Genomic DNA, 14,184 nt, shown 5'->3' on the forward strand with positions numbered 1-14,184 from the left:
AAATGCCAGCATTAAAGGAAGCAGATTTAATTCAGATTCGCAGACACCTCCACCAGATTCCAGAATTAGCGTTGCATGAAACCAAAACGCACGCTTATCTGAAATCGATCATCGCACAGTTCGACCAAACGAACCTTTCGATTAGGGAAATCAAATCGCTGCCAACCGCCTTATTAGTAAGGGTGCAAGGCAGCAACCCGACGAAAACGATTGGCTACCGCGCAGATATTGATGCATTACCAGTTACTGAGGAGACTGGATTGGATTATGCCTCTCAAAATGCTGACGTAATGCACGCTTGTGGGCATGATATTCACATGACGGTGGCCCTTGGGGTGTTGAGCTACTTTGCGAGCCACCAACCAAAGGATAATTTGATCTTCTTCTTCCAACCAGCCGAAGAAAGTGAAAATGGTGGTAAGTTAGCTTATGAAGCCGGAGTCTTTGAAGGTCAATGGCGACCCGATGAATTTTACGGGCTCCACGATACACCTGATTTACCAACTGGTGCGATTGGGTGTCGAATGGGAACGCTATTTGCGGGTACGACTGAGGTCAATGTTGATTTGATTGGGAAGAGTGGCCATGCTGCCTATCCGCAAAATGCGAATGACATGGTGGTCGTAGCAGCCCAATTTATTAACCAGATTCAAACCATCATTTCCAGAAGCATCGATCCAATCCAAAGTGGCGTGATCACGTTCGGGAAGCTCCAAGCTGGGACGATCAGAAACGTCATTGCAGGTAAGGCACGCATCGAAGGAACGATTCGCGGGCTTACGCAAACGATGATCGAAACGATCGACGAACGGATTCGCGATGTGGCAGCTGGAATTGCCCGCAGTTATAACTGTGAGGTCAACGTGGAGTTGAATCAAGGCGGCTACCTGCCAGTTGAAAACGATCCCAAGTTGACCGCGAACTTTATCAAGTACATGCAACAAGCTGACCAAGTAAACTTTATTGAAACCGAACCAGCAATGACCGGAGAAGACTTTGGGTACTTATTATCCAAAATTCACGGCACGATGTTTTGGCTCGGGGTGGATGATGATTCACAATTACACGCATCCACGTTTACACCACATGAAGAAGCAATTGTACCAGGCATTCACGCCATCACAGGCTTTTTAGAATATCGAATGCAACAGGATTAAGGGGGACTTACTATGTTTGAAAATGCAGATTTAATGACCGCAATTATTACACCATTTGATGAGAACGGCAAGATTGATTTTGATACGTTAGCTGAACTTACGAACCGCTATATTAAGGAAGGCAATCGGGGCTTCGTGATTGGCGGAACCACTGGTGAAACACCAACTTTGACCCATGACGAAAAGATTGAATTATACACTAAATTTGGTCAGATCGTGGATGGCAGAGTTCCAGTAATTGCTGGTGTTGGTAGTAATAATACTGCAGAAACCGTTGAATTCACTAAGGAAGTTAGTCACATCAAAGGAATCGATGCGGCATTAGTTGTGGTTCCATACTACAACAAGCCTGATCAACGACGCATGAAGGCCCACTTTACAACTGTTGCGAACGAAGGAAACATGCCAGTGGTAATGTACAACATTCCTGGCCGAACTGGTGTGACGATGGCAAACGAAACGGTGTTGGAATTAGCACAGAACCCAAACATTGTGGCGGTTAAGCAATGTACTTCAATGGAAGACATGGAATTTCTAGTCCAAAATGCGCCTGCTGATTTTGCCGTTTACAGTGGTGAAGATGCCCAAGCGTTATTCGCAAAGGTCATTGGAGCGCGCGGTGTGATCTCTGTTGCTTCACACATCTACGGTCCTGAAATGCGGGCGATGTACGATGCATTAGAAGCCGGTAACTATCAAAAGGCGGGGGCAATGCAACGGCATTTGACCCCACTAATGGGAGCATTGTTCATGTACCCATCACCAGCCCCCGTAAAGGCCGTTTTAAATGCGCAAGGGTATCAAGTCGGCGCATGTCGGCTCCCAATCTTGCCATTGGATAATGAAGAAAAGCAAGCCCTAGCCGTTCGGTTAGGCTTGAACAAGGATGCATTAAATCATAAGTTAGAGGAGTTAGTATAATGGTAAAAATTTTGTTAGCTGGTTTCACTGGTTCAATGGGGCAAAAGGCCATTACAATGATCAACGAAACCCCCGAATTCGAACTAGTAGCGGTATACGCCCCTAGTGCTGATAAGGAAGCAGCTGATTATGGCTTGGACGGTTCAGTAAAGGTCTTCAATGATTTGAACCAAGTCGATTCAGATGCAGAAGTGTGGGTTGACTTTACGATTCCAGATTCAGTGTACGAAGACACTAAGTTCGCCCTTGAACATGGTTACCACCCAGTGATCGGAACGACCGGCTTAACTGATGACCAGGAAGCTGAATTGATTGCACTTTCAAAACAAAAACAAATTGGTGGATTGATTGCGCCGAACTTCGGGTTATCAGCAGTCCTATTGATGAAGTTTGCAAAGGAAGCTGCCCAATACTTCCCAGACGTTGAAGTGATTGAAATGCATCATGAAGACAAAAAGGATGCGCCTTCTGGAACGGCATTGAGCACTGCTAAGATGATCGATGAAGTTCGTCCAGAACATGAACAGGGGGATTCAAAGGAAACCCTGCCTGGTTCACGGGGTGGCGATTATCATGGAATTCGAATCCATGCAGTGAGATTACCAGGCTACATCGCTCATGAACAGGTATTATTTGGCGGTTCTGGAGAGGCACTTACGATTCGGCAAGACTCCTTTGATCGTTCGTCTTTTATGCAAGGAGTTAAAGTTGCAGTAAAAAATGTTAAAAAGTTGCCTGAATTAGTTGTCGGATTAGAAAATGTTTTGTAAAATTAAGATAATTCTAATATTAATGAATTAAAAATTTTTATCAGAGAATAAACAATTCAGGAGGAATCAGCGATTATGCCAAACTTATCACCAAAGCTTAGCCGTGTTTACAACCAACGGCTAGACTTAGTAAAACCATCAGGAATTAGAAGTTTTGATAAACAAATTTCAGATGTTGATGGCATCGTAAAACTTACGATTGGGGAACCAGATCTAAATACCCCAGAACACATTAAAGAAGCTGCAATCAAGGCGATCCAAGATAATGATACTCATTATTCTGCTCAACCAGGGACAATTGAATTAAGAAATGCGATTCACCACTACTTATCAGTTACACGCGGATTAGAATATGATCCAAAAACAGAAATCATCGCTACGATTGGTGCGACTGAAGCAATTTATGCGACTTTCGAAACCATCTTAAACCCTGGTGATAAGGTTATCTTGCCTACGCCAACTTTTGCGCTTTACGAACCAATCGTGACGCTATTGGGTGGCGAAGTCATCAATGTTGATACTTCAAAGGATGATTTTTACCTTACTCCTGAACGCTTATCAGAAGTGCTTGCTAAGGAAGGCGACTCTGTTAAGGCAATCCTATTGAACTACCCAAGTAATCCAATTGGGGTTGAATACTCAGAATCATTGATCAAGGAACTAGCAGATGTGATTAAGCAACACAATCTATTTGTTCTTTCTGATGAAATTTACAGTGAATTAACTTATGGTGTTGAACACCACTCAATCGCTGAATTTATTCCAGAACAAACAATTCACATTAATGGGGTTTCTAAGTCCCACGCAATGACTGGATGGCGGATTGGTTTCGTTGCTGGACCTGCTGAAATCGTACAAAAAATTACCAAGACCCATGCATTTATGGTTACTTGTCCTTCAGACATCGACCAAGCTGCTGCGGCAGAAGCATTACAAAATGGACTTGATGATCCGATTTCAATGCGTGCAATTTACGAAAAACGGCGTGATTACATTAGCAACCGTCTTGAAAAGATGAACTTTAAGACTGCCTTACCACAAGGGGCCTTCTACATCTTTGCTAAGATTCCTGCTAATTTGGAACAAGACGATGTTAAATTTGGATTGGCTCTAGCTCGTGAAGCTAGGGTCGGTGTGATCCCAGGAAGTGCATTTGGTCCTGGTGGTGAAGGCTACATTCGGATGTCTTACGCTGCTTCAGATGAAGATATCAAGACAGCCATGGACAGAATTGAAAAGTTCCTAGCTCAACAAATCTAAAACAAAGGATGATTTAATATGAAAGAATATAATGTCGCAATTCTAGGTGCTACTGGTGCCGTTGGAATGCGGATGATCGATCAATTAGCTAATTCTACGGTTCCCGTTAAGAACATCAAGCTCTTAGCTTCGAAGCGCTCTGCTGGTAAAAAAATGAAATTTAAGGGCCAAGAAGTGACCGTTGAAGAAGCAACTCCAGAATCCTTTGATGGCGTTGACCTAGTGCTTGCATCTGCTGGTGGGGCGGCTTCAAAGAAATTCTTACCAGAAGCTGTTAAGCGTGGCGCCGTGTGTGTTGATAACACCAGTGCTTATAGAATGGATCCAGAAGTGCCATTGGTGGTTCCAGAAGTCAACGTTGAACAATTAAAGAACCACAAGGGGATTATTTCAAACCCTAACTGTTCAACGATCCAAATGGTAGTGGCACTCCAACCAGTCTTTAAGAAATTTGGTTTGAAGCAGATCGTGGTATCTACTTATCAAGCAGCATCTGGTGCTGGTCAATCAGCTTTAAATGAATTTTATCAACAAGCCCAAGACTACCTTGATGGCAAGAAGATGGAATCCAATATCTTACCAACTGCTAGCGATAAGAAACACTACCCATTAGCATTTAACCTCTTACCACAAATCGATGTTTTCGAAGAAGATGGTTACACCCATGAAGAATGGAAGATGATCCATGAAACTAAGAAAATTATGTTAAACGACATGGATGCTAGTGATATTAAGGTGACTGCTACCTGTGTACGGGTCCCAGTGCCAATTTCACATGGTGAATCGGTTTACTTTGAAGTTGAAGACAAGAATGCGACCGTTGATGATATCAAGGCTGCAATTCGGGATGCAGATGGGGTAACGCTCCAAGACGATCCTGACCACCAAGTATACCCACAACCACTAACTGCTGAAGGTCATCGTGAAACATTCGTTGGTCGGGTGCGTCCAGATCAAGAAAATAAGGGTGCTTTTCATTTATGGGTCGTTGCTGATAACCTCTTAAAGGGAGCAGCTTGGAACACAGTTGAAAACGCAGAACGATTGGTAGAACAAGACCTCGTTCACGTTCCAGAAGACCATTACCAGGCTAAGTAAAATCAATTTTCGTAACTAATAGGGGGTTTTTATTTTGAGTCGCAAGATTCCAAACATTATGGGTACTCAGCACCCAGATAACGCAAACATTCCATTCTTTAAGCATACTCGTCCATTCGTTTCAGCATCACGTGAAATTGATGAAGCATACGAAAATTTCTCGCGATTGAATGCTGACGAATACATGTGGGACTGGGAAGGTAAGCATGCCGATGCTTCAGTAATTAGTCGGCTTTACACGGAACACTATGAATATTTCAAGCAACACCCACTTGGCAAGGATAAGTTCTTAACTTTCCGTTTACCTAACATTTGGGAAGAAAAAGGTTATAGCTTAATGCAAGCAATGACGACCATGTTATTAGCTGAAGATTTTGCTCGTGACCTTGGATTTGAAAACCGTCCATTGTTCGAAGCGATTTTACCAATGACTCAATCCGCTGATCAACTCTTTGAAATGGAAGAAAAATTCTCTCGATTAGCACACTTTAAGGACAAGGAATTTAGTCAAGGCTTTAAGAATGCTGATACACTTCAAATGATCCCATTATTTGAAAGTTTTGAAGCCCAATTAAATGCTCCTAAGGTCCTAAGTAAGTTCGTTGAACTTTACAAGGAACACTTTAACCGTGAAGTGCCTTACGTGCGTGTATTCTTGGCTGGGTCAGATTCTGCTCTTTCCAACGGATTCATTAATAGTATTATCGGAAACAAGTTAGCTTTAACTAAGTTAGCTGAATTTTCTGAAAAATCAAACCTCCCAGTTTACCCAATCGCAGGAACTGGTAGTACCATCTTTAGAGGGGGGCTTTCACCATTAATGATCGATCGCTACCTCCAAGAATTCCCTGGTCTAAAGACCGCAACGATTCAATCTGCATTTAGATACGACTATCCATTAGACGTAGTTAAACCAGCAATTGAAAAGTTACGGACTGGTTTACAAAAGAACGAATTCCATCCAATTAAGGATGAAGACCAAAAAGTATTGTTGAGCATTGCTGGTAAGACTGCTAAGCAATACCACGAAACACTAGATCCATTGATCAATGATCTCCAACCAGTGTTCGACGCCTTTCCAAAGCGGCGTGACCGGCACCAACACGTTGGAATCATTGGTTACTCACGGGATGTCGATGGTTACAAGATGCCACGGGCAATCACATTTACTGGAGCCCTCTATTCAGTAGGGGTGCCACCAGAATTGATCGGAACTGGTCGCGTATTACAACAATTGAGCAAGAAAGAATTCGAAACGCTTGTTAAGTACTATCCAAACATTCGTCACGATTTCGCTCACGTTGCTAAGTACTACAGTCCAGCTGCAATGAAGGCCTTAAAGAAGCAAAACCCAGCCTGGGAAGCAGTCGAAAAGGACGTATTAGCATTGGATGAATTATTTGATATCCAAGCTGGTCCAACTGATGCTGACCAAGCAAAACATGCTGAATTAGCAGCCGACTTAGATCGGATCAATGATAAAGAAACTAGAACCATGTTAATCGAACGCCAAGCTAAGTTGAGAAAATTCTTGGGTTAATCAATAATAAAAAATCAGATTGAAAATTTAATTTTCAATCTGATTTTTTTTATGGCTTTAATTTAGCTTGGCATTCCTTACAAAGTCCGTAGACTTCAATTTTAGACTTAGTAGGGGTGAAATCTGGTTCTTGGTTTTTGGTAATATCTTGAAGCTCGGTGTCGAGTTCTTGATAACGGGGATATGTAATATCCATGATTTTACCACAGTTTTCACAAATGGCGTGAAAGTGTGGAGTGCCAAAGAAATCAAATCGGACCCCACCATCTTTATTGGGAAGCTGAATAATGATGTTTAAGTCTTCAAAGAGTCGCAGCGTATTATAAACGGTTGCCATACTAAGGTTAGAGAAATCTTTTTCAAGGGCCTTGTAAATGGTCTCAACCGATGGATGATTATGGTGATTGATCAGATATTTCAAGATAATCTGACGCTGTGGGGTAATTCTAACATGGTTTTCTTTTAAGATGGCAATGGACTTGTCGTAAACAGATTCATTTTTCATATTGCTAACCTCCTGCCACTTTATAATAATTATTAATTAATTACACTTATTTTATAATATAAATGAATTTAGCTAAATAATCAATCAATTGCCTTGAACGTAATAAATCTTTAAAATTCCAATCAAAAAAGACCCCATCCTAATTGAGAATTAGAATAGGATCTTGAAAGGGTTTGACTCGTTTTTAAGACTTCCATGAACCGATTTTTCGATTGATACCATTTAAGAGGCTAGTAATGCTTTTTTGCACTTCCTCTTCAATCAACGCATTTTTAAATTCAGGGATCACTTGGGTGGTAACGTCAACGGCATTCTGATTTAGATTAGTAATGTTGATAATGCCGATTAGATCGCCTTGTTTAGTGCCAATGCCCCAAGTTAATTGTTTGCCAGCCATTACGTTACGCATCGTTTCATTAATGAATGTACTAGTGGCGACAACGTCAGCTGGTTTCATCAATGATTTTTGCATTGTGGCAACGGATGTCAGCTTGAATTTGGTTAACCAGTCCAAGTTATAATGAGCCGTTATAATCGGGTGTAGACCCTCAAAATGATTCAAAATTAACATCTCCACTAATAGGATATAAACCTATTTTACATTGCTGGTTTGGGGAAATAAAGCATCTTTCATGTCAATTTCATCTTGAACGGAGACTTCACAACAACCGCCAATCCATTTAGCATTGGCTGCTTTCCATTCCTTAGCGGCAGCTCCAAAGCTAAATCCAGTGCTTTCGGACCACTCTTTTGTTGATGGATCATAATGTGCACCTGAGTTTGGAAAGACGATGAATGATTGGTCATCGTTAGTTTGATGTTTCGTTAGGTATTTTAACCCAGGGACCGTAAATTCAGGGTGGTTACAATTGAAGCCGTATGCAATTACGTTCGGAATGGTTTCCAAAAGGGCTTGCACTTTTAATAGGTCGGTGCCATCACTGATGTGGTGGGCATCCTTGATCGAGCATGAAACAAATGCATCGACGTTTGGATATTGACTTAATAACTGCTTGATCGCCTTTAATTCTGTAATGTCTGGAATCGTTTCGAAGGCAAGCAGATCAACGCCCGCCTCAACGAGTGCAGCAAGTCGTTTTTGATGGAAATCAATCAGTTTTTCTTCGCTAACACCGTAGTTACCAACGTATTCAGAACCGTCAGCTAAGAATGCTCCGTAAGGCCCGATTGCCCCAGCGACCCAGGTTTGTTGTTCAACGTTGACTTCAGCTTGGGCGCTTCTAGCTAATTGAACTGATTTTTTGATCAGCGCCACGGCTTGTTCTTCAGTATAGCCAGCGCCTACGAACCCAGGCACACTACCTTGGTAAGTGTCAGTAACGGTCAAGTTCGAACCAGCATTTAAGTAGTCCTTGTGGATCTGTTTCACTACGTCTGGGTGGCTATCCAAGGCGCTAGCTGTCCAGAGCTTGTTGTTTAACTCAATGTTACGTTGTTCTAGTCCATATGACATTGCACAGTCGATAAGGATGTTATTTTGTTTTGTTGCCCATTCTTTAATTTTGCTCATTTTGAATTCCTCCATTAGTTTGGTTTAATTTTTTACGGTAGATTAGTTGATAGTACCCATAACAGATGATCGAGAATGGAACCCCGACCTCTAGGGCAATGCGTTGGTTCGGATCAGAGGCAATCCCGACTAGCGAAATTGCACAGATGATGATGACTAGCCATGGCACCAGGGGATATGCAGGCGCCCTGTAGCTGAGTTCATCGAGCTTGTGGCCAGCGGCTAAGAATTGCTTTCTGAAGTTCAATTGGGCCCAGCCGATGATTAGCCAGACCATTACGACCGCAAATGATGAAATTGCGGACAGCGCTAGGTAGACTAACTTGGGTGAATAAATACTAGAGAAGAGTGCTAACAGCCCCCCTAGGATGGTCAATAGCAGTCCATATACTGGAATCCCGTGTTTACTTAGCTTAGCTAATCGACTGGGGAGCGTCTTTTGATCAGCAAGTGACCAAATCATTCGAGAAGCCGCATAGACCCCTGAATTAGCAGCTGATAAAACGGTAATGAATAAAATGAAGTTCATAATATCACTAGCGTATGGAATTCCACAATTCTCAAGGACGGCAATGAAGGGACTGTCGGTTAGGGCTGCTGATTTTTGCGGTAAGAGCGCCCCCATGATTACGATGGTCCCAATAAATAATACGATTAAAATGACTAACGTTTGAAAAATTGCCTTTGGAATCGCCTTCTTAGGGTTATCAGTTTCACCAGCAGCGACACTGATCATTTCGGTTCCTGAAAATGCAAAGTTAGCGGCTAAAATAACTGAAAAAATCGGTGCAAAACCGTTCGGAAATAATCCAGGCTTTATGATTTCCTTGAAGAACGGGGCAAAGTTTGCGTGGTGGACGGGAACGATTTTAAAAATCATGCCTAATCCAATGATGATAAACGCCACTAACGCTAATACCTTGATGATTGACATCCAAAATTCCGCGCGGTTGAAGAATGTGATGTTAAAAGAATTAATGGCGAAGATGATGGCGGTAAAGATAATTGTCAATAACCAAGTCGGCAGTGTCGGGAACCATTTTTGCACCAAAATTGCGAGGGTGACGAACTCAGATCCCAATGCAATCGTCCAGGTCAACCAATATAACCAAGCGGTTACGAAGCCAACTCCTGGACTGATATACTTACTGGCGTAGCGGTGAAATGCACCTGTGTTGGGATCATGGACGGTTAATTCACCGAGGCAAAGCATTACCAAACATACCAATAATGCACCGATGCCATATGCGATGATCGTTCCAACTGCTCCCGCAGATTGAATTAAATATCCTGAACTCATAAAAATCCCAGTTCCAATTACCCCTCCTAAACTAAGGGTAATTAGATGTCGACTTTCCATCGACTTAGTGAATGATTGCTTCTCCATTTTAAATCCTTCCTTCCAAATAAAAAAAGCACCCGCCCTCAAAAAGGACGAATGCTCGTGGTACCACCTTAGTTTGTTGATAAAAAATCAACCTCAGTCCGAAACGGATTCATTTCGGTCCACGGTATCGAGTGGCAGTCGTCACTAGCTAATTATTCACTAGTGAAAAGCTCAAAGACCATTGTTCATTAGTAAATGCCAATCTATTTACACCAACCATAGACTCTCTGAATGTGCATTACTAATTACTTTTTCTCATCGACGCTTAATTTATATTTAAGATTATTATATTTAGATTTAAATATTTTGTCAAATTCTAATTTGTGATGGTGGTATCATTTCGTTTTTAAATTAAAATATGTGATAATATAAACATGAAATAATAAAATAAAAAAGAAAAGGACGAATGATGATGATTGAAAAATTTTTAATCGGAACATACACTAAACGTGCCAGTAAAGGGCTTTATGAAGTTGAATTAGACACTGATAAAAAGAAATTGCAAAACTTACAATTAGTTGCGGAGGCGACTAACCCAACCTATGTGACGTTATCAAAGAAAAACGTTATTTACTCCGTTGCCAAAACGGTCAACGGCGACGATGTTCATGGTGGAGTTTTAGTTTTAGATGGTAAGGAACGCCCATCAGGAACGATCGAAACTGACTACGATAAGGGTACCAATCCCGCTTATATCTCAGTCGATGAAGGACGTCAATTAGTCTACACTGCTAATTATCATACTGGTGTGATCAACGTTTACAAGATCGCTTCAGACGGTACCCTTGCAAAGGTAGACGAAGTAAAGCACGAAGGCGAAATGGGTCCCCGTCCAGAACAAGCTGATGGTCCTCATCCACACTTTGCTGACCTAACTCCAGATGGTCGCTTAGTAGTCGTTGATTTAGGCCAAGATCGCGTTTATTTATACGATGTAAGTGACAATGGTAAATTAAGCGAAGTGAGTTACTTAGAAATGGAAGATGGCTTTGGCCCTCGTCATATTCGTTTCGATGCTAAGAAGGGGGTTGCTTACTTAGTTGGAGAATTAAGTAGTAACGTCGCTGTCTTAGACTATGATGAACAAGCTGGTCAATTCTCCGTTCGCGAAGTGCACTCCACGATCCCAGAAGATTGGACTGCTCATAATGGTTGTGCTGCCATCCGTGTTTCAAGTGATGGTCGCTTTGTATACGTATCGAACCGTGGTAACAATACGATTGCAGTTTTTGAATCAGACGCTAAGGGCAGTCTTAAGTTTGTTGAACGCGCTTCTGTTGAAGGTGACTTTCCCCGTGATTTTAATTTCAATGCTGATGAAAGTCTCGTAGTGGTTGTGAACCAAGAATCCGATAATGGAACGGTTTACGAACGCAATGCTGATAATGGTAAATTAACGGTGGTTCAAAAGGACTTTGTTGTTCCCGCTGCCGTTTGTATCGCCCGTGAAGCTGAATTTTTAAACTAGTCTATCTAATCTAAAAATAACCCTCGTTAGGTTTTGCCTAATGGGGGTTATTTTTGATGGTGATAATCCCAAAATGAATTGATCTGATATGTTAATTCTTGAGGGGTGGTAACGTTATCACTAAATCGCCAACTACTAGGGAATAACTTCCGATATCGTGATTGATTAAAACGTTGGTCCATTAATACGATCGTTCCTAAGTCGCTTGCGGTCCGAATTAATCGCCCGGCGGCTTGAACAACGTGGTTCCAACCAGGAAGTTGATATGCATAGGTGAAACCATTCCCGTTTTCGGCATCAAAATAATCGCGAATTAAGTTATTTTCCTCGTTCAAGCCAGGGAGGCCGACACTAATGATTCCAACGCCAATTAATTGATTACCAATAAGGTCGATGCCTTCTGCGAAAATACCACCAAGAATCGCAAACCCACACGTTGGGCTTTCATCGTGATTAGCAAAGTAATTTAAAAACTGCTCCCGTTGTTTTAGATCCATGTTCCGTGATTGGACCACTAGTTTTTCTTTGATGGGGTGATTTCTAAAAAATTCATACACCGTTTCTAGGTATTTGAACGAAGGAAAGAAGAAGAGGTAGTGCCCAGGTTTAGAATGCACCATTGCTTTGATCATGTTATAGATCTGGGGGATGCTATCTTTTCTTTTATGATAAGTGGTTTGAATCGAACTAGTTGTTAAAACGTATTGGTTCTCGGGTGGAAATGGGGATGGTAATCGATAGCTAATACTATCCTCTTCATTGCCTAAAACCCGTTGATAGTAATTCATTGGGGAGAGGGTGGCTGAAAAGAAAATGGTACTACCACCTAAATTAAGGGTCTCTGCAATGAACTTACTTGGATCCATACAAAACTGGCGAAATGTAATGATGAGCCCCTCACGGATCAATCTGGTTCGATAGATCTTTGAATCGTATAAATCATTAATTTTGAGATAGTTCAAGCAATTAATGTAAAAATCTGTCACGGCATCGGTCGTAACATTATCGGGTTGGTTAGGAAGCCATTTATGAATTTCGATCGCAGCTTCGTTTAATGATTTGATGATGTTATTGAGTGATTCTTCAAAGACCATTGTCTCAGCCTTTTCCTTTCCCAATAATCGATAGTAATGATCAAAATCTGTTTTGATGGCTTGAATCTTCTGAACTACTTTTTTATTTTTGGCTGGGGATTGATTCAGCCTTTCGATTAAATCGGCTAAACCAGCGTTATTGATCTCAGTCGAATACATCTCACGAGAGCGGTCAACTAGGTTATGTGCTTCGTCGACTAAAAAGCAATTTTGCTTATTAGGAACGCTAAAAAAGCGTGCCAAGTGAACTTGTGGATCAAAAAGATAGTTATAATCAGCAATGATTACATCACAAAATTCGCTTAAATCGAGTGAAAATTCGAATGGATCGATTTTATACTTTTCAGCATACTTTTCCACGCATTTTTTACTAATGTGCTGATTGTGGTTTAAAACATCCTTTAAAGCTGGCTTGAGCCGATCATAATAACCGATCATATACGGGTTATCTGCAGGCTTTAAGTCCTTTTCAGCAGCGAACGTGATTTGTTCCTTAGCGGTTAACGTGATGCTTTTGGTGTTCAAGCCCTTATTGAGCATCAACGTCATTGCATCCTCTGCCACGCGTCTGGTGCTTTGCTTAGCGGTAAGGTAAAAACACCTATCAACTACTTGTTCGCCCATTGCTTTGATCGTTGGGAACAGTGTCGAAATCGTTTTACCGGTTCCAGTCGGGGCCTCTGCAAAAAGGTGTTTTTCTAACACGATGCTTTTATAAACGACCGCCGCCAAATCCCGTTGGCCATTTCTGAACTTTGCGAACGGAAATTGTAACTGTTTAGCACTTTCAATTCTTTGGTGGGTCAATTTTTCACTTAATTCAAGCCATTCTTGGTATTCATTGATAACCGAGTCAAAGAAACGTTGGGCTTGCTTAGCAGTGATCGATTCGGTCTTAGTGGTCGGGAGCTGTTTAGGAGTCTGAATATAAGTTAGCTTCAATGTCACCTTTTTAACATCTGGCTCATTAGCCATTAGGAGATGGGCGTAAATTTTAACTTGGCCCCAGTATAGATTTAAAACGCTGTTAGGGAGTTCTTTAAAATCAATATCCGAGGTTTTAATCTCTTCAATAATTGGCGTTTTGTTCATGATGACACCATCTGCACGACCATTAACTAAGTATTCATGGTTGTTGATGGTAACCGATTGTTCCAGGTATTTTTCAGATTCATAATTAGCTTCACTATGTTGATTTTGAATTATCCGGTGAATGTAAGCTCCCTGTTTACTAGTGTTTTGACTATTCAAACGGGTGTTCAAGTCACCACTTCTGAGGGTGAACTTGATTAAATCACGAACCCCGATTTTAATGGCTGGCATATTTTTACTCCTTAACGATTTATATTTGCTATAAGTAGATTTGTTAATAATAAATTCATCTAATGTTATCATTTTAATTCAATATCCATTAAAATAGGAATATAGATTAAAACTGAAGGAGATTATTTAG

At 41.3% G+C, this 14,184-nt stretch carries 12 protein-coding genes and 1 other annotated feature; of the genes, 7 read left to right on the forward strand and 5 right to left on the reverse strand.

Going from position 1 to position 14,184, the window contains the following annotated elements; translation table 11 throughout:
• The first annotated feature begins 2 nt into the window (after positions 1-2).
• The 6 genes from ACSYTE_RS02485 to ppcA all read left to right on the forward strand — a co-directional run bounded on the left by ACSYTE_RS02485 (position 3) and on the right by ppcA (position 6,746).
• On the forward strand, positions 3-1,157 hold the full coding sequence (locus ACSYTE_RS02485; RefSeq protein WP_491717136.1) for an N-acetyldiaminopimelate deacetylase: 1,155 nt from the start codon (positions 3-5) through the stop codon (positions 1,155-1,157).
• A 12-nt stretch (positions 1,158-1,169) separates the two neighbouring features.
• Complete coding sequence (dapA, locus tag ACSYTE_RS02490; RefSeq protein ID WP_491717137.1) at positions 1,170-2,078, forward strand: 4-hydroxy-tetrahydrodipicolinate synthase; 909 nt, start codon at positions 1,170-1,172, stop codon at positions 2,076-2,078.
• Positions 2,078-2,848: a 4-hydroxy-tetrahydrodipicolinate reductase gene (dapB, locus tag ACSYTE_RS02495; protein WP_491717138.1), complete on the forward strand. Its 771-nt coding sequence runs from the start codon at positions 2,078-2,080 to the stop codon at positions 2,846-2,848. Before dapA ends, dapB begins: the two co-directional genes overlap by 1 nt.
• Before the next feature lie 75 nt (positions 2,849-2,923).
• On the forward strand, positions 2,924-4,108 hold the full coding sequence (locus ACSYTE_RS02500) for an aminotransferase class I/II-fold pyridoxal phosphate-dependent enzyme (protein WP_491717139.1): 1,185 nt from the start codon (positions 2,924-2,926) through the stop codon (positions 4,106-4,108).
• 18 nt (positions 4,109-4,126) lie between these two features.
• Positions 4,127-5,206 (forward strand): aspartate-semialdehyde dehydrogenase, encoded by a 1,080-nt coding sequence (locus tag ACSYTE_RS02505; RefSeq protein ID WP_491717140.1) that lies wholly within the window; start codon positions 4,127-4,129, stop codon positions 5,204-5,206.
• Positions 5,207-5,264: 58 nt separating this feature from the next.
• Positions 5,265-6,746, forward strand: coding sequence for a phosphoenolpyruvate carboxylase (gene ppcA, locus ACSYTE_RS02510; RefSeq protein ID WP_491717282.1), 1,482 nt, complete (start codon positions 5,265-5,267; stop codon positions 6,744-6,746).
• Between the two features lie 49 nt (positions 6,747-6,795).
• Here ppcA and ACSYTE_RS02515 read toward each other — a convergent pair whose 3' ends face one another.
• The 4 genes from ACSYTE_RS02515 to ACSYTE_RS02530 form a co-directional block, all read right to left on the reverse strand.
• Entirely contained in the window at positions 6,796-7,251 is a 456-nt protein-coding gene (locus ACSYTE_RS02515) for a Fur family transcriptional regulator (protein ID WP_491717141.1), read from the reverse strand.
• Between the two features lie 184 nt (positions 7,252-7,435).
• Complete coding sequence (locus tag ACSYTE_RS02520) at positions 7,436-7,723, reverse strand: hypothetical protein (protein ID WP_491717142.1); 288 nt, start codon at positions 7,721-7,723, stop codon at positions 7,436-7,438.
• 120 nt (positions 7,724-7,843) lie between these two features.
• A complete protein-coding gene (gene mmuM, locus ACSYTE_RS02525; RefSeq protein WP_491717143.1) occupies positions 7,844-8,782 on the reverse strand; it encodes a homocysteine S-methyltransferase in 939 nt (312 codons plus the stop codon).
• Positions 8,769-10,169: an amino acid permease gene (locus tag ACSYTE_RS02530; protein WP_491717144.1), complete on the reverse strand. Its 1,401-nt coding sequence runs from the start codon at positions 10,167-10,169 to the stop codon at positions 8,769-8,771. The genes mmuM and ACSYTE_RS02530 overlap by 14 nt, the downstream gene beginning before the upstream one ends.
• Before the next feature lie 40 nt (positions 10,170-10,209).
• Positions 10,210-10,440 (reverse strand) — a binding site (T-box leader).
• Between the two features lie 141 nt (positions 10,441-10,581).
• On the opposite strand from ACSYTE_RS02530, the gene ACSYTE_RS02535 reads away from it, so the two are divergent.
• Positions 10,582-11,637: a lactonase family protein gene (locus ACSYTE_RS02535; RefSeq protein WP_491717145.1), complete on the forward strand. Its 1,056-nt coding sequence runs from the start codon at positions 10,582-10,584 to the stop codon at positions 11,635-11,637.
• 47 nt (positions 11,638-11,684) lie between these two features.
• Here the strand turns inward: ACSYTE_RS02535 and ACSYTE_RS02540 are convergent, their stop codons facing one another.
• Complete coding sequence (locus ACSYTE_RS02540; protein ID WP_491717146.1) at positions 11,685-14,054, reverse strand: ATP-dependent DNA helicase; 2,370 nt, start codon at positions 14,052-14,054, stop codon at positions 11,685-11,687.
• Positions 14,055-14,184 lie beyond the last annotated feature (130 nt).

Source organism: Nicoliella sp. ESL1120 (genome assembly GCF_058508515.1).

What these genes read in the sequence shown, in the direction of transcription:
- ACSYTE_RS02485 (WP_491717136.1), top strand. Translation starts at nt 3, where the DNA reads ATGCCAGCATTAAAGGAAGCAGATTTAATTCAGATTCGCAGACACCTC.
- dapA (WP_491717137.1), top strand. Translation starts at nt 1,170, where the DNA reads ATGTTTGAAAATGCAGATTTAATGACCGCAATTATTACACCATTTGAT.
- dapB (WP_491717138.1), top strand. Translation starts at nt 2,078, where the DNA reads ATGGTAAAAATTTTGTTAGCTGGTTTCACTGGTTCAATGGGGCAAAAG.
- ACSYTE_RS02500 (WP_491717139.1), top strand. Translation starts at nt 2,924, where the DNA reads ATGCCAAACTTATCACCAAAGCTTAGCCGTGTTTACAACCAACGGCTA.
- ACSYTE_RS02505 (WP_491717140.1), top strand. Translation starts at nt 4,127, where the DNA reads ATGAAAGAATATAATGTCGCAATTCTAGGTGCTACTGGTGCCGTTGGA.
- ppcA (WP_491717282.1), top strand. Translation starts at nt 5,265, where the DNA reads ATGGGTACTCAGCACCCAGATAACGCAAACATTCCATTCTTTAAGCAT.
- ACSYTE_RS02515 (WP_491717141.1), bottom strand. Translation starts at nt 7,251, where the DNA reads ATGAAAAATGAATCTGTTTACGACAAGTCCATTGCCATCTTAAAAGAA.
- ACSYTE_RS02520 (WP_491717142.1), bottom strand. Translation starts at nt 7,723, where the DNA reads ATGCAAAAATCATTGATGAAACCAGCTGACGTTGTCGCCACTAGTACA.
- mmuM (WP_491717143.1), bottom strand. Translation starts at nt 8,782, where the DNA reads ATGAGCAAAATTAAAGAATGGGCAACAAAACAAAATAACATCCTTATC.
- ACSYTE_RS02530 (WP_491717144.1), bottom strand. Translation starts at nt 10,169, where the DNA reads ATGGAGAAGCAATCATTCACTAAGTCGATGGAAAGTCGACATCTAATT.
- ACSYTE_RS02535 (WP_491717145.1), top strand. Translation starts at nt 10,582, where the DNA reads ATGATTGAAAAATTTTTAATCGGAACATACACTAAACGTGCCAGTAAA.
- ACSYTE_RS02540 (WP_491717146.1), bottom strand. Translation starts at nt 14,054, where the DNA reads ATGCCAGCCATTAAAATCGGGGTTCGTGATTTAATCAAGTTCACCCTC.